The following is a 19,314-nucleotide window of genomic DNA, read 5'->3' on the forward strand; positions in this document are numbered from 1 at the left end:
CTTTTTTATTACATTGCTTAAAACTCTATACTGTCTTTCGTCAGACCGGTTTTTTTGCCAGATTTATTAAATCTTTGTACAGGCCATGTCATGATAAAACGCGCTCCACCCAAAATTGGGCTTTTATCGACATGAATATTACCGCCAAACCAGTATGCAATACGACTCACAATAGACAAACCTAAACCATAGCCACCAGAAGCACGGGTACGACTGTCATCTAAACGTGCAAAAGCTTCAAAGATGCGCTTCCGCTCTTCTTCGGGTACACCTGCACCATCATCTTCAACCTGCACATAAGCCAGACCTTCGTCATTGATCCCTCCGCTTACAATCACTTTATGATCACAATACCGAACCGCATTACCCACTAAATTCTGTACTACACGGTGTAAATAACGACGTTCAGCATCCACCACAATGGTAAGAGGCGGTGCTTGAAGCTCGATTTCTTTTTGTGTTTTTAGTGCCTCAGTTTCAACAACAACTTGATCTAACACGTCAAACAAGACAATTTTTTCAAAGTCTAAAGAAGGTGTACCCTGCTCGAGTTTTGCATAGGTCATGATTTCATCAATCAAGGTGTTCAGCGCTTCAATATCCTTATCAATCTGCTCAACCTGTTGCAAGCGATACTCATAGTCATCTTCTTCTGCGAGCATTTCCATCCCAAAACGGATACGCGCCACAGGCGTGCGTAATTCATGCGAAACCGCACGCATCAATTCGCGTTGTGCTTCAATCAAGCGCTGAATGTGATCCGACATACTGTTGTAATTGGTCGCCAGACTTGCCATTTCATCAGTTCCATCGACAGGCAAACGCAAAGTCATATCTCCTGACTTCATACGATGCAGTGCATAATTCACTTCACGCAAACGACGTTGCATCGGTACAAGCAAGCCATACACCCCTAGACTCAACACAAATAAGCTGAGTAAGGTAATGCCTGCAGCCAACTGGAAAGGCATCCAGTTAAATAGCGGCACAGGACCGAGCACCAACACCTCTGAAGGTGAACTTGGCATAGGGGAAACAATAGAAATAGTGGTTCCACGAACCGATGCACTGTCACGGTATAAAATAATGCTGTGATCTAATCGAAGTCGACCAATCTGTTCCGAATCGAGTGGAAGGTTTTGAATTTTTTCAATTTGAATAGGATAAGCAAAATTCGATTGAATTTTTGCAAGATATTCTTTTTCTTGTCCCGGATAATACACTAGATAATCCAGAATAAAAATCGGCAACGCTTTCATTTGGCGTTCGCCAATTTTATCTACTTTTATATAAAGTAAATGTTTGGGATCATCTTTCAGGCCAATAATCACGTAAGCAATCGAGTTTTGTGCATCATAACGAACCGCAGCTTTACGCTCGTTAATTCGTCTTTGCTCGGTACGCGATAAATCAACTTTATTGGCATCTACATAATAAATGGGCAGTTCCAGCAAATCCGAAGCATCAGAAATCCAGTCTTTTTTCTGTTGCTCATTCGGCTGCCGTGCGATGCCCTCACTAATAATATAAGACACACCATCGGTTAAAGATTCACGATATTCTTGCGCACGCTGGTAATTAATAATCTGTACCAACAGGTAGCCAAATACTGCTACCAAGGCGACTAAAATTACTAACCCCGCATAAATACGCAAGAATATACTGTGTTTAAACAAGAGGATGTCCTATAAAAATTAGGTACAAATATTAAAGACCGTTGGTTTCTTTAACGAATAAATAACCTTTACTACGTACTGTTTTAATACGTTTTGGATTTTCTGGATCATCACCAATTTTTGGACGAATACGTGAAATACGCACGTCGATTGAACGGTCTTGACCATCGTATTCAATACCGCGTAGACGCTCAAAAATATCTTCACGAGATAGAATGCGACCCGCGTTTGAAGCCAATAACCACAACAGGTCATATTCAGCACTGGTGAAGTCAACCAACTCACCATTCAAAGTCACCGAACGGCCACCATTATCGATCACAAGGTCATCAAATTCGATGCGTTGTGCAACTTCATCTTCAGGTGCCTTGTCGGTACGGCGCAGTAAAGCACGGATACGCGCTAAAAGAACACGTGGCTGAACAGGTTTAGCCACATAGTCATCTGCACCCATTTCCAGACCTAAAACCTGGTCCATATCTTCGGTACGTGCAGTCAACATCAAAATCGGTTGATGATAATGTGGACGAACTTCACGACAAATGGTTAAACCATCCGCACCTGGCAACATCACATCCAGTACCACTAGATCTGGTTGTTCAGCAATGATACGACGGATTGCGCGATTACCGTCAGGTTCTACCCCAACTTCTAATCCATTACGAATCAGGTATTCTTGAGTCAAACGTGCAAGACGTTCATCGTCTTCAACAATTAAAATTTTAGGTAACTTTTCTTCTTGGCTCATAAAATGCCCCTTTATATGGATTAAGGTATCCTTAAAAATCCGACGGATACGCTTTAATATATTCAGCAATATACACACGTTTACATTGTAAACAAGATAGCATTCACCAAACTGATACATCAAAGTAGTTTTTTGTTATATTTTTATTAAGTGTTGAATTAATTGATATTTTCAAATTTAACACCCATTTCCGCCATTTTGCCGATATATCTTGTTACAAAATGATGATTTTATATACATTTTGCCATTTTGTTCAGAATATGAGTAATTAATCGCACTCTTTTAACTTATCCACAATGTTATCTATAAGTACTTAATCCGAGCTTTGTTATGCTAGACCCCTGTCTAATCAGGCTTATACAAGAAACATAAAAATAGAGATTTTTTTGCAATGAGATATTGCGGAGAAATAGAAAAATTTTTACTAAAATGTCAATATTGATCTAAGCTCATTTTTCCCGTATCTTGTGTTCAATTCGATTTTAAACCACTAGTTCTTGTGTTTAATCCTCAAACACTGAGATGAGATTTCGTCCAGTTCAAATGGTCCACACACATAACAATAGATGACAATGGAGCTATGCCCACATGAGCGTAATCACTTCAATTCCTGGTCAACTTCAGGTGATTAAACGCACCGGTGATGTTGCTACTTTTGATGCAGAGAAAATTTCTGTCGCGATAGGTAAAGCTTTCCTGGCCGTAGAAGGTCAACAAAGCGCTGATTCAAGCCGTATTCATGACCGTATAGAACAACTTACTGAAATGGTGATGAATACTTTTAACCGTCGTTTACCGTCAGGTGGCACGATTCACATTGAAGAAATTCAAGACCAAGTTGAACTTGCGCTTATGCGTACCGGTGAACAGAAAGTTGCGCGTGCGTATGTCATCTACCGCGAACAACGCTCTGATGCACGTAAACAAACTGGCGCACATCATCATCCTACCTTGCAAATCACGGCTGCAAATGGTCAGCTTCAACCGCTTGACTTGGGCGCGCTAAAAGCACATGTAGAAAAAGCAGCTGAAGGTCTGGAAGGTATTGATGTTCAAGCGATCGTCGATGAAACCATCAAGAACTTATATAACGGCGTAAAAGAGTCTGACATCTCAACAACAATGATGATGGCGACCCGTACCCGTATCGAACAAGAACCGAACTATACTTATGTGACTGCACGTTTACTTCGTGACAACTTGGTTGCTACAGGTTTGGAGTTCCTGGGTCTGTCTACAGACACCAATGAAGGTGATGCTTTAGAAACTTTCTTAAAGAAAGGAATCGAGCTTGATCTTCTCTCTCCAGAACTGCTTAACTTCGACCTTGCGAAATTGGCAGCTGCGATTCAACCAGAACGCTCAAACCAGTTCACCTACTTAGGTCTGCAAACTTTATTTGACCGTTACTTCATCCATTCAAATGGCATCCGTTTTGAATTACCGCAATTGTTCTTCATGCGCGTATCAATGGGTCTGTCGTTAAATGAAGAAAACCGTGAAGATCGTGCCATCGAGTTCTACAACTTGTTGTCTAGCTTCGATTACATGGCTTCAACACCTACCCTATTTAACTCGGGTACGCTACGTCCACAGTTATCTAGCTGTTACTTAACCACTATTGGTGATGACCTGTACAACATTTATGGCGCAATGCGTGATAACGCAATGTTGTCTAAATGGGCAGGCGGTTTAGGCAATGACTGGACTCCAGTTCGTGCCTTGAACTCATACATCAAAGGAACCAATGGTAAATCACAAGGTGTTGTACCGTTCCTTAAAGTTGCCAACGATACTGCAGTCGCGGTAAACCAAGGCGGTAAGCGTAAAGGTGCAGTGTGTGCATACCTTGAAACCTGGCACCTGGACATCGAAGAATTCCTAGAGCTTCGTAAAAATACCGGTGATGACCGTCGCCGTACCCACGACATGAATACTGCAAACTGGGTTCCAGACTTGTTCATGCAACGTGTATTTGAAGATGCTGACTGGACACTGTTCACACCTTCTGAAACGCCTGACCTTCATGATTTAATGGGTGCAGAATTCGCTGAACGTTATGCTTACTACGAAAGCATTGCCAAAGAAACAAACATGTTGCACAAAGTCATTCGTGCAAAAGATTTGTGGCGCAAAATGCTGTCTATGTTGTTTGAAACTGGTCACCCTTGGATCACATTCAAAGACGTATGTAACTTGCGTTCACCACAACAACACGTGGGCGTAGTGCATTCATCTAACTTGTGTACAGAAATTACTTTGAACACCAATGAAGATGAAATCGCGGTATGTAACCTGGGTTCAATCAACATGGTACAACACGTTCAAGGCGGTGTTTTAGATCGCGAAAAATTGGCGCGTACAGTAAAAACTGCTGTTCGTATGCTTGATAACGTGATTGACATCAACTACTACGCTGTACCGCAAGCACGTACTTCAAACATGAAGCACCGTCCAGTGGGTATGGGCATCATGGGCTTCCAGGATGCTTTATATGAAATGAACTTGGCGTATGGTTCTGAAGCGGCGGTTGATTTTGCCGATGAATCTATGGAAGTGATCAGCTACTACGCGATTTCAACTTCAAGTGATTTGGCTGTTGAACGTGGTACGTATGAAACATTTAAAGGTTCATTGTGGGATCAAGGGATCTTGCCAATCGACTCTTTAGATATCGTTGCGAAATCACGTCCAGAACGCATGTTCGAAGTGGATCGTACTACTCGTCTGGATTGGGATACTTTACGTAGCAAAGTTCAAAAAGACGGTATGCGTAACTCGAACGTGATGGCGATTGCTCCGACTGCAACCATCTCGAACATTTGTGGTGTTTCTCAGTCAATCGAGCCGACTTTCCAAAACCTTTATGTGAAATCGAATCTTTCTGGCGAATTCACAGTGATCAACCCGTACCTAGTACGTGCGTTAAAGGATCGCGGTCTTTGGGATTCAGTAATGGTGAACGACCTTAAACATTTTGAAGGTTCTGTTCAGAAGATTTCACGTATTCCTGAAGAGCTTAAAGCCATCTTCGCGACTGCGTTTGAAGTTGAACCACGCTGGATTGTAGATGCTGCATCACGCCGTCAAAAATGGATCGATCAAGCACAGTCTCTTAACCTTTACATCTCTGGTGCAAACGGTAAGAAACTGGACATGACTTACAAAATGGCTTGGTTACGTGGTCTTAAAACCACTTATTACCTTCGTGCATTGGGTGCGACTTCTGCTGAGAAATCGACCATTAACACGGGTGCATTGAACGCAGTAAAATCAAACATGGGCGCTGCTGTTGTAACTAGCGCACCTGTAGTTGAAGAAGTGAAAAAACCTGAAGCAGTAGCTGAAGATGATTTTGCTCAAGCAGCTCCAGTGCCATTGGCATGTTCAATTGACAATCCTGATTGTGAGGCTTGTCAATAGGGCTGATATACTTTAAAAAGTATACATAATTTCATAATACCCTTTGTAAATCTTAAGCTTAAGCTCTTTACAAAGGGTATATTTTTATATTTAATAAAGTTATGGGATATGAGGATTAGAAAACGTATACAATATGATAAAAAGAAGCATTAAAGAGTTTATTGCAAGTGATAAACAACCAATGGTAGTACTCATTGATGAAGATAGAATTCCTCTGTTCTACCCAAATATTTATGCCATGATTAAGTTTAGGACTTTAGGTCGTGCAGCTAGCACAACCGATAAAGTACTAAGATGTATTGGTGTTGCTCATTTATGGTCATCATTAAATAATATAGTTTTAGAAGATAGCATTCTGTCTTCAGATTTTTTAACTATAGAACAACTTCAAGATTTAGCTTTTTTTCTTAGATTAAATCGAAAATATCAAGATCAAATGATTGCCCGGAAAAATGAACAGCGATCAATAAATTCAAGGAATATTGTAAAAAAAATTGAAAATCTCATCTACATGCCTCAATCAAAACAAGAGCCAAAAACTTCAACTTCAGCAGAAGAAGGTTCATTTCGTATAAAGACAATCTTTAATTATCTAAAGTTTCTACTTCAAAGATCAAAACATCGGCTGAATAAAGATAAATATAATGACATTGAGCAACGTTTAAATTATTTCCATTCACTCGCACCAAAAGTCTCTAATAAAGGCGATCAAGATGCCCTAGAAGGACTCCCTGTTAATGAACGAGATATACTTCTGGAGCTGATAAAGCCCGAACATCCAGATAATCCATTTCGAAATGAATTTCTCAAACATAGAAATCAGTTGATTTATGAAATTCTCTTAAGTACAGGAATGCGAAGAAGTGAATTGAGATATCTAAAAACAGACGATGTTAAATACAGTAGCCACACCATCACTATTCGAGTATCGAAAACCATTGAACGCGAAGTCAAGTGCTCTTCAAAAGCCTGTGAATATTTTCACAACTATCTTACAAAATATTTAAATAAGATCCCTTTCAAAAATAGAAAACATGGCTATCTATTTACAACCGAGACAGGTCAACATTTATCAAATGATGCAATCAATCTAATGTTCAGAACATTAAAGCAGCATGCCAAGATCGCTATACACTTCACCCCCCATACAATAAGAAGAACCTGGAATGATGTGTTTAGTGAAATGTTAGATAGTCTTCCTGAAGATCGGAGACCAGATAAAGAAATAGAGAAGCAAATTCGCAATAGATTAATGGGTTGGAGTTCAATATCAGAAATGAGTAATCGATATGCACGTCGATCTATAAGAGAAAAAGCAGATGAACTTGGTGAATTATTAGCAAATAGTATTAATCAAAAATCAGAGTCTTAAATATGCAAAACAATCTCATTGAAAAAGAAAATCCAATTACAGAACGAACTGTAGTTTTGCTAGATGGAAGACGAGTAACTATTCCTCTTTATCAAAATTTTAAAATTGATAATCATGATGATCTTTCATTTATACTTCATTTAAACATTTTCAATAATAACAATCCATTACATACAGCATTATCTAATTTAGTTATAGATATGCTTTCAGTTCATTCCATTACATATACTGCTACAACTACAAGAGCTTTAAAAAAATGGTTTGAATCTAAGGTTTCTTTAGAAACAATTTTGGGAATTGAAAGCTTAGACTCTTTAAACAATGTGAATACTAGCTATCAGCCATTTCTAACTCCATTATTAAGAAAGCTAAGCATATATTTCAAGGATTTGGTTTCAAAAGAGTTGATTGATTTTTTACAAAATGTAGAAAAGTGGGAAGAGCGCAACCCTGCTTATTTTAAGCTAATAGCAAATGACCCAGAAAAAGGAGCTTTTACTTTACAAGAGCTAGAAAGTATTCATTCAAATTTAAATCTTGCTTTCAGTAACAACTCTATAAGCTTATTTGACTATACACTTGCTTGGTTTTTAATCGCAACTGGAGCACGACCTGTCCAATTATCACGCTTGCGATATGAAAATATACAAATTATTGATAAAGACGTAATGATTAAAATGCCTTTGGCTAAAGGAGAAGGAATAATCGAGCAAGGTTATTTTTTAAGAAAAGCACCAACAATTTTAGCAGACTGCATAATCAAATATGTAGAGGAATACTCTAGCACTGATGGATCATCAAAATTCTTTGAATTAAATCCACTTAAAATTAGTGGAAAGGCACAACAGATTTTTGAAGATCTAAACACTTATTCTTCAAGGTTAGAAGGAAAAATCCCCGTAAATGCTTATAGATTCAGATACACGCTTGCAACAAGAGCTTTAGCAAGTGGCGCTTCAGATCAAGAGGTAGCAAGATTACTCACCCATCGATCTTTAAGCTGTATTCGCTACTATCGCGCCTCAATGCCTGAACTACAAAAACCAATACAAGATGCCCTAAATGAAGAAATGAGTTTTTTTGCAAACGCATTTAAAGGCAAATTAATCCCATCTCTAAATGATGCAAAATTTCAGGACTCAGCTATTGCTGATTTTTTCCGATTAGCCGGTAAAACAATTGGTTCATGTGGTACACAAGCCAAATGCTATCAAAATGCTCCTATCGCTTGTTTAACATGCCCCTATTTTGAGCCATTAATAGATGCACCTTGGGACAAACTTTTAGATTACCTGATTGATGACCAAGCAAAAGAACAAACTTTGAGAATTAAAGAAATCAATTTACAGGCCATCAAAGCCGTTAAAGATATTATTACTCTTATAGATTCAGAGAAAAACTAATGACAACTATTATTGATTTCAGCCTAGCTCAGAACTTAGAAGCTCAAAAAAATTTAGAGGCCTTCATTTCATTTAATAAAACCAACTTTATATTCCCCAATAATAACTGGGATGATAATATTTGGGATATCACAAATTTTCTAAAAAGCAAAATTAGTAATACCAAATCAAAGAAAGTTTATTTTCGCTCTGTAACTGAAAATTCTACATCTAAAACTAAAATTAGTATTCCTATATCAGAACCACTGCTAGATTTTACTAAAGCAGTATTCTGCGAAATTATGCGCGAAAAAAAATTATCCGAATACAAACGGATTATTTATACTATGCAGGCCTTAGAATTTGCCCTAATAGACCAAAAGACACCAATATGTGTTAGTGAAATAAATATCGATATTTTAAACCTAGCCGAATCCTATCTACATTCTAAATACAAAGATCCATGGAATATTGCAAAAAATTTAGAGTCTATCATCAACAATATTATTATAAAAAAGCAAATAAATAAAAAAATCTATAATTGGTCTACAACCATTATGTATACAGCACCAATTAGAAATGATCGCACACAGAACGATCATATAGAAGGTAGTAAATCGAAAATACCACACTTGGAAGAAATTTTAGCACTCGCTGACATACATCATTTAAGTAGCCATATCCCAGATAAATTAGTCACTTGCTTTGTTGCATTAGCAATGTTTGCACCAAGTAGAGGCTCGGAAATATTATCTCTACCTATAGATTGCATCACAAAAGCCCCTCAAGGAGATGTAGAAATTATGGGCATAAAATGGCGTCCATTAAAAGGTGGTGCCCCATTAACTAAATTTGCTGTAACTCAAGAATATGAGGAATTAGCTACTGATGCTGTGAATTACTTAATTGAAATTGGTAAACCTGCTCGTGATGCTGCTCAATGGTATAAAAACAATCCAAATACCTTGTACCTCCCCCCTCATCTTGAACATTTAAGAAATCAGCCAATTACTTTATGGGAAGTTGCTCAAATCCTGGGAAAGGAAAATTCTATTAAAGGATGCCATGCTTTTAGATATGGCTTCTCTAAACCAATTGGAAGAACAACTGATAAAAGTAGAATGTTGGAAAAAAGTCATTGGGTAGCTCTTTATAATTTTGAAGAATTAGAACACTTTATAATTGGCAAACTACCTCAAACATTCCCGATATTCGATGGCAGATCAGAGCAATATTGGCATGATTCATTATTTATTTTTCCCAAGAACATCTTAAATCCTACTGCTGATTCACTCCTGTATGTACCTGAACCCATGGATATTGATAGGATTAATAAGCAATTGGGAAGCAATCCCGACGGTAATACAATTTTCAGTAGAAATAACAAGAAGTTTCAGAATAAAAAACCAATGTGTGTTACTTCACATCAATTTAGACACTTGCTTAATACTCTAGCACAAGCAAAAGCACTCTCTCAGGAGCTGATTGCATTTTGGTCAGGAAGAAAAAGTGTTAAGCAAAATGATGTTTACAATCATTTATCACAAGAATCAATTATTGAAGCTTTTACAGAACTTGAAAATCAGGTTGAGGCGATTAAGCAAACAGGTAGTCTAGAAAAAAAAGTACAAGCTATAGCTAAAATAAACGCTATTCATTATGAGGAAGCCCTCAAAATAGAATTAGGGTCAATTCATATAACTCAATATGGTATTTGTCGGCATGACTATTCCCTCACCCCTTGCCCTAAAGATAAAGACTGTGGAAATTGCGGTGAATTTTCCGTTATGAAAGGTAATGAAAAACATAGAATAGAGGCATCTTATCAAGTACAACTGCTAGAAAAAGCATTACTTGATGCAAAAGAAGCTGAACAAGATGGACATACGGGTGCAAAAAGATGGATTGAAGTCAATGAGCCTAAACTAGAACGTTGGCAGAAAATTAAAGCTTTTTTGGAGGATGATAGTATACCAAATAATACTATGTTCACCCTAGCAGACTCATCCGACTATCATCAAACTAAAGTTGGTTTAGCATTTGCTGTAAGAAAGTTCGAGCAAAATTAAAATCCAAATTTTAAAATCTTCATCTAGGATCAAAATATCGTATGGCTACTGCACCTCGTTTAACTAAAGAAAGAATTGATATTGCTTTAAAGTTACTTGATGGATGGACAGGGAAACTAACTTGGCCTCGCTTTTTAGCTATGCTTGAAGTAGACCTAGGTCATAAGTACACAAAAGCTGCTTTACTTAGACATTCGAGGTTCAAAGCTAGTTGGGATAAAAGAAGATGGAGTGAAAACCCTGACAGGGATGATAAAGATAATTTCGGTCATCAAGGGCTACAAGTAGCTTTAGAAAAAATTGAGAAATTAGAAAATACCATACAAAGGTTAGAAAACGATAACAATATGCTGAACGAAAAGCTTGTTGTTTGGGCTACAAATGCTGCTAATAAAGGAATTACAGAAGATGAGCTGAATAGGCCTATACCAACATATTCAACTAAAAATTACTACTGATAGCCAGGTATCTAACTGACTTTTCTTTATGAATTTAAATAGGAAAATTATATGCAAGATCAGCTCGGTAATCCCCTTTTATTATATTATCTATTACTCTGATTTTAATTTCACAATTTTCGATTTCATAATTTACTTTTTTTCTATATCTCTTTATTTGATCATCAAATTCTGGATAAGACACCATTAATTGATCAACAAACTCTATTTCTCTTTTAAATATTTCTAACTCTTTAATTATAGAATTTCTTTTAATAATTAATGGATTCTTTACTTCCCCCTTTATTAACCAATCTCTGAGTTCTTTTATTTTTTGACTTTCACTATATAAATATGCATTTTTATTAAATGGTGATTTCTTTGCAACTAAGTAACCTTTTTTAGATAAAATTTTAATTGCTGCATACATATCCTCTCGTAAAGCTTTCAAATTTGCTGAGTTAAATTGCCTAATAATTAACCAAAATTGTTTTGCTTCCCAATCATAAATTTCGTAATTTCTTATAATGTCTAGAAAATATTCGGATAAGGGTATGTTCAATTCCGACATTAGAAAAGCCTTTAATAATTAAAAAGAGGATTATAGTCCGTGGCATTATAGTCATCAATTAGCAATAGTTCTGATTTTTATACCTATTATAAGTTATGTCGGAACTAGCTATCAAAATTGGAAAAAATATCAAATTTTTTCGAAAAATGAAGGCTATCTCACAAGAGAAATTAGCCCTATTATGCAATATAGATCGCAGTTATATCGGTCGAATTGAACGTGGTGAAGTAAATCTTACCGTTGAAAAACTGTATGAAATCTCGACTGCATTAGAAATAGATATCAAGGAATTATTGCCCTAAATTTTAACATTTTTCATCAGTACCGCAGTTGGAAGTACTATTCAAGATTTTTATTTTGAAACCAATTTTCCTAAACTAGAATTGTATATCACATCTGAAATTGTTCCTTATTTCAAATGGTTAATTATTTCTTCAATAATATTTATTGGTACTAAAAACCACTCTCTGGTTTTTTGAAAGAATTAAAGAATCATCAATAAAAAAGGGAGTTCCCCGCATTAAATTATTATGCTCTTGAAGCATCTGAAAAGTCATTTAACCAAACAACCAATTTTTTAGGTCAGCCAGTACATGAGTTTTCAGCAATTAAAATAACTGTACTTTGGGGCATGTGGTACATGAAAGCCCTATATTTAGCCATAGCAGGTTTAATTGGCTTTGGCATAGCTAAAGCTTTATATCCTGAAGTGATTTAAAAAAATTGGATATTTTTATTTAGAAATTACATTAGACCTCTTTCATAAATCAAAAAATGATCTTCTTTTTGGTTAATATTTGCACTCCGGATTTCTTAGCATTCGTGCATAATCTGCGGATGAAATACATCGATTCAAACAAGCTTTCTGATCCTCAGTTCAAGCGATACACCGGCATATCATGGTCAACCTTCTATTTAATGGTTGAGCAATTGAAAATGCATGTCCCTGCCAAAGGCAGACCGCCCAAGTTAAGCCTGGAGGATCAGGTTCTGCTCTGTCTGAGCTATTGGCGGGAATACCGAACCTTATTTCACGTTGCGACGAGTTACGGGGTTTCAGAGCCCACAGCCTCAAGAATTGTCCGTCACGTTGAAGACTGCCTGATTCGGTCCAATCTGTTTAATTTACCCAAAGATTTACCCGAGGGCGAAGGCATCGACTGGAATGTTGTGATCGTGGATGCCACAGAAATTCCAATCCAAAGGCCTAAAAAAACAGAAGAAAAGCTATAGCGGCAAGAAAAAGATCCATACCTTTAAAGTACAGGCCATGATTCACTACAAGACTCAGCAAATTCTGAGTTTATGTAGCAGTCGCGGTGCAGTGCATGATTTCGAGTTGTTCAAACGCAATTTAAACCAGATTCCTTTAGGAGCCTTTGTTCTTGCGGATAAAGGTTATCAAGGGATTTATACTTTGTATCCCAATAGCCTGTTGCCCTTAAAAGCCAAAAGACACTGTAAATTGGATCCTGAACTAAAAATCTATAATCAGGAAATCAATAAAAGAAGAATAGCAATTGAGCATGTATTTGGCAGTCTAAAAACTTTCAAGATCCTTGCGGAACGTTATCGCAATAGAGCGAAAAGACTCGGTTTGAGATTCAATCTAATTGCTGGAATTTATAACTTGGAGCTGAGTAAAAAATGATTTATGAAAGAAGTCTATTGTATGTTTACAACATAAATTGAGATATATAAAGATGACCCATTGAAATGGGATTAAAAAAAATACTTTATTTTTAATATTATGATTATATGTAGTTCAACTAATGGTGTGATAGGTTTTAGTTATAAACTTATTCATTCAGGAATTATATTGCTGAATGAATAAGTCTAATTGATTTATTTATGCAACCCAACTATTCATTTGATTCATTTGATTCATTTGATTCATTTGATTCATTATTTTTAACTTGTTTTTGTTTAGAATTTTCAACTTTAGAAGCTTTTAAATTTTTTTCAAGAAATAACAATCCGCCATCTGCATAACTAAAACTTGCGATACTAAAGAATGCACTAATTAACAGTAATTTAGTACAAAATTTATTTTTGAATAGCATGTTTATTTACTCTCATTTAATACTTGTTAGATATTCTAACTTTAAAGAATTAACACCCAGAGGACTCATAAATTACATTCTTGTAATTTTAAAATGTCTCAGGATGGTGTTTAAAGTGCGTGTGATAAATAGAAGTGTAATACAGGAAAATGGTAAGGTTTATCAGCCTAGTCATCTGTCCATTATGTAGAAAGAGCAGCACTTTAATGTTTATGCTGTTCCAATGTATTACATTCCGTACTTTCTATTTGTAACGTAATTTCAGTAATACTATGATTATGTTTTAGAACGTCTAAGGCCTTTTGATAGAGCTGATCTGGATCGCTATTAGGAGCAACTAAATGAGCAGTTAAATGAATGTTTTTTGAAGATATAGCCCAGACTTTCAACTGATGAATCCCTTCAACACCCTCTAGCATCAATAAATCATTTCTTAACGACTCAATATCAATCTCATCAGGAACCCCTTCAAGCAAAATATGGATACTTTGTTTTAATAAAACCCAAGTTCGAGGTAAGACCCAGAAGCCAATTAACACAGCGATTAAGGTATCTACCCACATCCACTGGGTAAAATAAATGACCACTCCTCCGATAATCACGCCTATCGATCCCAGTGCATCACTAAGAACTTCTAAATATGCGCCTTTCACATTTAGACTTCCTTCAGCACTCGCAGAAAGGATTTTCATTGAAATCAAATTTATGACCAAACCAATGACTGCGACAATCATCATTCCAATACTTTGAATTTCAGCAGGATTCGTAAAACGTTGGTAAGCTTCATAGACAATATATATCGCCACCACAAAAAGCATCACTGCATTAAACAGAGCCGCTAAAATTTCGAATCGCTGATAGCCAAAAGTTCTTTTATCATCTGCGGCTTTTTTACCAATTTTGATAGCAGCAAGAGCAATAGCTAATGCGGCTACATCAGTAAACATGTGAGCGGCATCAGACAGTAATGCTAAACTTTGGGTAATAAAAGCAGCGACAACTTCTACTATTAAAAAAGTAGTCGTTAAACCCAAAGCAAACATTAATTTCTTACTATTTCCTTCAGTAACAACCGCATGGCTATGATCATGATGTTCTGACATAAAATTTTCCTTATTCAATCCATGATTAGCAGAGATACTTGAGACAGACCCAATATCTCTGCTAAAAATTGCTTAATCTAATGGATTAAGAAGCTTTCTTTTCATTCATCCAGCGGTACAGTACAGGCAATAAAACCAATGTAAGCAGGGTAGAGGAGATAATTCCTCCAATTACTACAGTCGCTAAAGGTCTCTGTACTTCTGCCCCAGTCCCGGTTGCCAAAGCCATCGGAACAAACCCAAGGGAAGCAACACAAGCGGTCATTAACACAGGTCTTAAACGCAAAATTGCACCCTGCCACGTTGCATAATAAAGGTCATATTGTTGTCGCAGCTCTTTGATAAAGGTAAGCATGACTAAACCATTCAGTACAGCCACCCCCGATAGTGCAATGAAGCCAACCCCTGCTGACATCGATAATGGAATGTCACGCAACCACAACGCGATTAAGCCTCCACATAAGGCAAACGGTACACCACTAAAGACCAGTAAGCTTTCTTTGATATTATGGAATACAGCCATCAATAAAATAAAGATCGTCAACAATGCGAGCGGAACCACCAATTGCATACGCGCTTTTGCAGACATCAGATTTTGAAATTGACCGCCATAATCTATCCAATAACCGCTTGGTAATTCCTGTTTGGATAACGTGCTCTGAAGCTCTGTTACGAATGAGCCTAAATCACGTCCTTCTACATTTGCAGTAATAACCACTCGACGTTTACCATTTTCACGGCTGACCTGATTAATACCCAGGATATTTTCAACGCGTGCAACATCTTGCAGTTGAACTAAACCTCCATTCGGCAATTGAATAGGGAGTACTGCTAACTGTTCAGGACTACGTTGCGAGTCATCTAGACGAATCACAAAATCAAAACGCTTGTCTCCCTGTAAAATGGTTCCAACATTCTGACCACCGACACTTGTCGCCACCAGATCCTGAATTGCTCTTACCGACAAGCCGTATTGTGCTGCTCTGGACTTATCAACTTCTACATTCAACAAGGGTAAGCCGCTGGTTTGCTCTACATTAACGGCTGTCGCGCCTGAAATTGAGTTAATTTTCTGAGAAATCTTATTCGCTTCACGATTCAGAATTTCCATATCATCGCCAAATAATTTGACCCCCACATCACTTCGCACCCCTGAAATTAACTCGTTAAAGCGCAGTTCAATGGGTTGCGAGAACTCACTGTTATTTCCCGGCAATGTCGCTAAGAAAGTAATCATTCTTTGGCGAAGCTCATCAATCGTTTGTTTTGGATCAGGCCATTCATCATGAGGTTTTAACAGTACCACGCCATCTGAAATGTTGGGTGGCATGACATCTGTGGCCACTTCTGCTGTACCGGTACGGGCAAAGATTGCTTTAATTTCAGGAAATTCTTTCAACAGTAACTTTTCAGTATTTTCCTGCATTCTCAGTGACTGTTCTAACCCTGTACTTGGGGAACGCATTTGCTGAACAGCAAAATCACCTTCACCCAGTTGAGGTGCAAACTCGCTACCTGTTTGAGTAGCTAGCACACCCGTAAGCACTAAAATACAGGCAGCCACAATAGTCACAAATAAACGAAGCTCATAGGCTTTATCTAAAAGCAGTTCATATTTGGTTTTAAGCCAATGCATCCAGCGACTTTCGGTTTCCTTGACTTCTCCAGTGACAAATAGGGCAACTGCGGCTGGCACAAAAGTGACAGATAAAATCATGGCCCCAATTAAGGCCAGTACAACCGTCATTGCCATAGGATGGAAAAGTTTGGCTTCTACACCCGTCAGGGTAAAGATAGGTAGATAAACCACCAAAATAATTAACTGTCCAAAGATGAGAGGACGACGCGCCTGTTTTGCAGCCAAGAAGACTTCTTTAAATCTTTCAGAACGGCTAAGTAAACCACCTTTCAGCTTCTGAGCTTCTGCTAGCCGACGGATACAGTTTTCTACAATAACCACTGCACCATCAATAATAATACCGAAGTCCAGTGCCCCTAAACTCATCAGATTTGCACTAATCTTCTGCTCTGCCATTCCCGTCAAGGTAAACAGCATTGACAGTGGAATAACGCAAGCCGTGATCAGCGCAGCACGGAAATTACCTAGAAAGAGAAATAAAATAACAATGACGAGGATTGCACCCTCAATCAAATTTTTCTGAACGGTTTTGATCGCCCGATCAACCAAATGCGTACGGTCATACACAGTCTCAATCACCACACCTTTAGGTAGCGATTGCTGGATCGATTGCACCTTTTCATCAATGGCTTGAGCAACGGTACGGCTATTTTCTCCCATCATCATCATGGCAATACCCAATACCGTTTCTTCACCATTATAGGTTGCAGCCCCTGTTCTTAAGTCATGACCAATTGAGACATTGGCGACATCTGCCACCCGAATCGGATAGCCGTTTTTATTGGCAATACTGATGTTCTGGATATCTTCAATCGTGTTTAAAGTGCCGGGAACACGAACCGTTAGCTGTTGTCCATTTTTCTCAATATAGCCAGCACCACGGTTTTCATTATTCTCTGTTAAGGCAGTTTGTAAATCAGACAAAGGAATTTGCAATTGTTGCAATCGGTTCAGATCAGGGGCAACCACATAGGTTTTATTAAAGCCACCGATACTGTTGATCTCCGCAACGCCTTTTACGCGCTGTAATTGCGGTCTTACAATCCAATCCTGAATTTCACGTAAATCCATCGCCGAATAAGGGGTTCCATCCGGCTTTTTAGCATTTGGTTCGGCTTTAATCACCCATTGATAGATTTCACCTAAACCTGTCGAAATAGGCGACATGTTAGGTTGCACATCTTCAGGCATTTCTCCCATTGCTTCTTGCAAGCGCTGGTTGATAAGCTGTCTGGCCCAGTAAATATCCGTGCCATCTTCAAAAATGATGGTCACTTGCGATAAGCCGTAGCGTGAAATCGAACGGGTTTGTTCCATTTTCGGCATGCCTGACATGGCATTCTCGATTGGATAGGTAATCCGCTGTTCCATTTCCAAAGCCGTAAAGCCATTGGCTGAAGTGTTAATCTGCACCTGAGTATTGGTAATATCCGGTACAGCATCAATCGGTAACTTTTGATAACTATAAATACCAATAGCAATCCAGGCTGCAATAAACAGCATAATCCAAATGGCGTTATGGATAGAAAATTGGATCAGCCGATCAAACAGCCCTTCAGGTTTTACCGATTCGTGGTCTGGAATGTGAGGGCTTTTAGTGCTCATGTGAAGCCTCTCCTTTTTCCATCTCAGATTTCAGTAAGAAACTGCCTTGAGCGGCATATTTTTGTCCCTGATTAAGCCCATTTACCACTTCAATCCACTGGCTATCCCCAGACGATTGCCCTAATTTCACCGGTTGCGGACTGAATTCAACTTTCTGTCCATGCTGAGTGGCGACAAAAACCACATCTTTTCCATCGACATTCTGAACTGCGGACTTAAGTACCCGTAATGCGGTACTTTCACTGCGTTGTTGCAACTGTACGTTTACCATCAAGTTTGGACGTAATTCGGTTGCATTCGATTCAACTTTTGCTCGCACCTGAAGACGGCCTGTTTGAATATCCGCTTCAGTATTTAAAGTCTGAATAACAGCCTGATAGACCTTTTCCGTTTGCAAGGATTTAAATTCGATCTTTTGATTCGGGGCTAAGCCCATAATTTCAGAATTTGGAACAATAAACTCAAGCCAGAGTTGATCTAACCGGTCTATCGTAAAGAGTTGATCGGCTAACTGAACATTTTCCCCGAGAACCAAATCCTTTTTACTGATCACGCCAGAAATGGGAGCTTTCAAAATATAGCGTCCGTTACTGGCATTCACTGCACCAAATGCACTTAAACGTGATTGGGCCGCTTGAACCTGAATTTGTGCCCGTTTATAGCTGTTATAAGCACGTTGATAGTCCTGTTTTGCTGAAATGCCCTGTGACCAAAGCTGACGCTCACGATCATAGTCTTGTTTCGCCAGTTCAAGGTTGGTTTGTTCAATTTTAAGATTGGCCTGCTGATCAACTAGATCAGGAACAAGCAACGCAGCCAAAGGCTGTCCTTTCTGAACTTTTTGACCGAGTTCTACATAGACATTTTCTACATGACCACTAAAACTCGGTGAGACGTGCGCTTGCTGGTCAGTATTCACATTCAGTTTGGCAGGATAAGAACTTAATTTAACCACCGGGCCTTGATCGACCGCTGATAATTGTATGCCCTGTTCCACCAGTTGCTTGGCAGTCAGGCTCACACCTTCTGCATGCTCTTCGGTTTCACCACCATGTTCTTCTCCCCCTTCTTCCTCGGCATGTTCATCTGATGTTTCAGATTTATTCTTACCCGTTAAGATCAAGAAAATACTGAGGAGTACGGTAGCGCCGATGACCAAACTAATCAGTAGGGGTTGAGAGATTTTTCCGCTCTGTTTTTTTAAGCTGTTTTTAAGATCGAACATG

Annotated in this window: 15 protein-coding genes; 8 read left to right on the plus strand and 7 right to left on the minus strand. The window is 38.2% G+C overall.

Annotated features, from left to right (window positions below; translation table 11 throughout):
• Window positions 1-17: 17 nt before the first annotated feature.
• Both bfmS and bfmR read right to left on the minus strand, forming a co-directional pair.
• Complete coding sequence (gene bfmS / locus HLH18_RS03330; protein WP_214647250.1) at window positions 18-1,676, minus strand: sensor histidine kinase BfmS; 1,659 nt, start codon at window positions 1,674-1,676, stop codon at window positions 18-20.
• 31 nt (window positions 1,677-1,707) lie between these two features.
• Complete coding sequence (gene bfmR / locus HLH18_RS03335) at window positions 1,708-2,424, minus strand: response regulator transcription factor BfmR (protein ID WP_067726452.1); 717 nt, start codon at window positions 2,422-2,424, stop codon at window positions 1,708-1,710.
• A 588-nt stretch (window positions 2,425-3,012) separates the two neighbouring features.
• Here bfmR and HLH18_RS03340 point away from each other — a divergent pair.
• From HLH18_RS03340 to HLH18_RS03360, 5 genes are all read left to right on the plus strand, one after another.
• Window positions 3,013-5,847: a ribonucleoside-diphosphate reductase subunit alpha gene (locus HLH18_RS03340; protein ID WP_171545777.1), complete on the plus strand. Its 2,835-nt coding sequence runs from the start codon at window positions 3,013-3,015 to the stop codon at window positions 5,845-5,847.
• Window positions 5,848-5,980: 133 nt separating this feature from the next.
• Window positions 5,981-7,219 (plus strand): tyrosine-type recombinase/integrase, encoded by a 1,239-nt coding sequence (locus HLH18_RS03345; RefSeq protein ID WP_171545778.1) that lies wholly within the window; start codon window positions 5,981-5,983, stop codon window positions 7,217-7,219.
• A 2-nt stretch (window positions 7,220-7,221) separates the two neighbouring features.
• Window positions 7,222-8,622: a tyrosine-type recombinase/integrase gene (locus tag HLH18_RS03350; RefSeq protein WP_171545779.1), complete on the plus strand. Its 1,401-nt coding sequence runs from the start codon at window positions 7,222-7,224 to the stop codon at window positions 8,620-8,622.
• Complete coding sequence (locus HLH18_RS03355) at window positions 8,622-10,670, plus strand: hypothetical protein (protein WP_171545780.1); 2,049 nt, start codon at window positions 8,622-8,624, stop codon at window positions 10,668-10,670. Before HLH18_RS03350 ends, HLH18_RS03355 begins: the two co-directional genes overlap by 1 nt.
• 41 nt (window positions 10,671-10,711) lie before the next feature.
• Window positions 10,712-11,128, plus strand: coding sequence for a hypothetical protein (locus HLH18_RS03360; protein ID WP_171545781.1), 417 nt, complete (start codon window positions 10,712-10,714; stop codon window positions 11,126-11,128).
• A gap of 34 nt (window positions 11,129-11,162) precedes the next feature.
• On the opposite strand, the gene HLH18_RS03365 is transcribed toward HLH18_RS03360, so the two are convergent.
• The gene (locus HLH18_RS03365; protein ID WP_171545782.1) at window positions 11,163-11,678 is read right to left on the minus strand and encodes a hypothetical protein; all 516 of its coding nucleotides are present in this window, start codon (window positions 11,676-11,678) and stop codon (window positions 11,163-11,165) included.
• A gap of 95 nt (window positions 11,679-11,773) precedes the next feature.
• Between HLH18_RS03365 and HLH18_RS03370 the strand changes: the two genes are divergently transcribed.
• The 3 genes from HLH18_RS03370 to HLH18_RS15825 all read left to right on the plus strand — a co-directional run bounded on the left by HLH18_RS03370 (window position 11,774) and on the right by HLH18_RS15825 (window position 13,329).
• Window positions 11,774-11,980, plus strand: a complete 207-nt coding sequence (locus HLH18_RS03370) for a helix-turn-helix domain-containing protein (RefSeq protein ID WP_171545783.1) — start codon at window positions 11,774-11,776, stop codon at window positions 11,978-11,980.
• A 520-nt stretch (window positions 11,981-12,500) separates the two neighbouring features.
• Window positions 12,501-12,911, plus strand: a complete 411-nt coding sequence (locus HLH18_RS15820) for a transposase family protein (RefSeq protein WP_214647251.1) — start codon at window positions 12,501-12,503, stop codon at window positions 12,909-12,911.
• Window positions 12,859-13,329 carry a transposase family protein gene (locus tag HLH18_RS15825; RefSeq protein ID WP_214647252.1) on the plus strand — a complete coding sequence of 157 codons (471 nt, stop codon included), beginning with the start codon at window positions 12,859-12,861 and terminating at the stop codon, window positions 13,327-13,329. Before HLH18_RS15820 ends, HLH18_RS15825 begins: the two co-directional genes overlap by 53 nt.
• Window positions 13,330-13,540: 211 nt before the next feature.
• On the opposite strand, the gene HLH18_RS03380 is transcribed toward HLH18_RS15825, so the two are convergent.
• The 4 genes from HLH18_RS03380 to HLH18_RS03395 form a co-directional block, all read right to left on the minus strand.
• Complete coding sequence (locus HLH18_RS03380; protein WP_004665980.1) at window positions 13,541-13,741, minus strand: hypothetical protein; 201 nt, start codon at window positions 13,739-13,741, stop codon at window positions 13,541-13,543.
• Between the two features lie 203 nt (window positions 13,742-13,944).
• The gene (locus HLH18_RS03385) at window positions 13,945-14,844 is read right to left on the minus strand and encodes a cation diffusion facilitator family transporter (protein ID WP_016165559.1); all 900 of its coding nucleotides are present in this window, start codon (window positions 14,842-14,844) and stop codon (window positions 13,945-13,947) included.
• A gap of 85 nt (window positions 14,845-14,929) precedes the next feature.
• On the minus strand, window positions 14,930-18,088 hold the full coding sequence (locus HLH18_RS03390; RefSeq protein ID WP_171545785.1) for an efflux RND transporter permease subunit: 3,159 nt from the start codon (window positions 18,086-18,088) through the stop codon (window positions 14,930-14,932).
• Window positions 18,078-19,313, minus strand: a complete 1,236-nt coding sequence (locus tag HLH18_RS03395) for an efflux RND transporter periplasmic adaptor subunit (RefSeq protein WP_016165561.1) — start codon at window positions 19,311-19,313, stop codon at window positions 18,078-18,080. The genes HLH18_RS03390 and HLH18_RS03395 overlap by 11 nt, the downstream gene beginning before the upstream one ends.
• Between the last annotated feature and the right edge of the window lies 1 nt (window position 19,314).

This window comes from Acinetobacter sp. ANC 5414, from assembly GCF_013004295.1.
Classification (GTDB): Bacteria; Pseudomonadota; Gammaproteobacteria; order Pseudomonadales; family Moraxellaceae; genus Acinetobacter.

Excerpts from the sequence above, each read along its gene's own strand:
- bfmR (WP_067726452.1), bottom strand. The coding sequence starts at position 2,424 with ATGAGCCAAGAAGAAAAGTTACCTAAAATTTTAATTGTTGAAGACGAT.
- HLH18_RS03340 (WP_171545777.1), top strand. The coding sequence starts at position 3,013 with ATGAGCGTAATCACTTCAATTCCTGGTCAACTTCAGGTGATTAAACGC.
- HLH18_RS03345 (WP_171545778.1), top strand. The coding sequence starts at position 5,981 with ATGATAAAAAGAAGCATTAAAGAGTTTATTGCAAGTGATAAACAACCA.
- HLH18_RS03350 (WP_171545779.1), top strand. The coding sequence starts at position 7,222 with ATGCAAAACAATCTCATTGAAAAAGAAAATCCAATTACAGAACGAACT.
- HLH18_RS03355 (WP_171545780.1), top strand. The coding sequence starts at position 8,622 with ATGACAACTATTATTGATTTCAGCCTAGCTCAGAACTTAGAAGCTCAA.
- HLH18_RS03360 (WP_171545781.1), top strand. The coding sequence starts at position 10,712 with ATGGCTACTGCACCTCGTTTAACTAAAGAAAGAATTGATATTGCTTTA.
- HLH18_RS03365 (WP_171545782.1), bottom strand. The coding sequence starts at position 11,678 with ATGTCGGAATTGAACATACCCTTATCCGAATATTTTCTAGACATTATA.
- HLH18_RS03370 (WP_171545783.1), top strand. The coding sequence starts at position 11,774 with ATGTCGGAACTAGCTATCAAAATTGGAAAAAATATCAAATTTTTTCGA.
- HLH18_RS15825 (WP_214647252.1), top strand. The coding sequence starts at position 12,859 with ATGCCACAGAAATTCCAATCCAAAGGCCTAAAAAAACAGAAGAAAAGC.
- HLH18_RS03380 (WP_004665980.1), bottom strand. The coding sequence starts at position 13,741 with ATGCTATTCAAAAATAAATTTTGTACTAAATTACTGTTAATTAGTGCA.
- HLH18_RS03385 (WP_016165559.1), bottom strand. The coding sequence starts at position 14,844 with ATGTCAGAACATCATGATCATAGCCATGCGGTTGTTACTGAAGGAAAT.
- HLH18_RS03390 (WP_171545785.1), bottom strand. The coding sequence starts at position 18,088 with ATGAGCACTAAAAGCCCTCACATTCCAGACCACGAATCGGTAAAACCT.
- HLH18_RS03395 (WP_016165561.1), bottom strand. The coding sequence starts at position 19,313 with ATGTTCGATCTTAAAAACAGCTTAAAAAAACAGAGCGGAAAAATCTCT.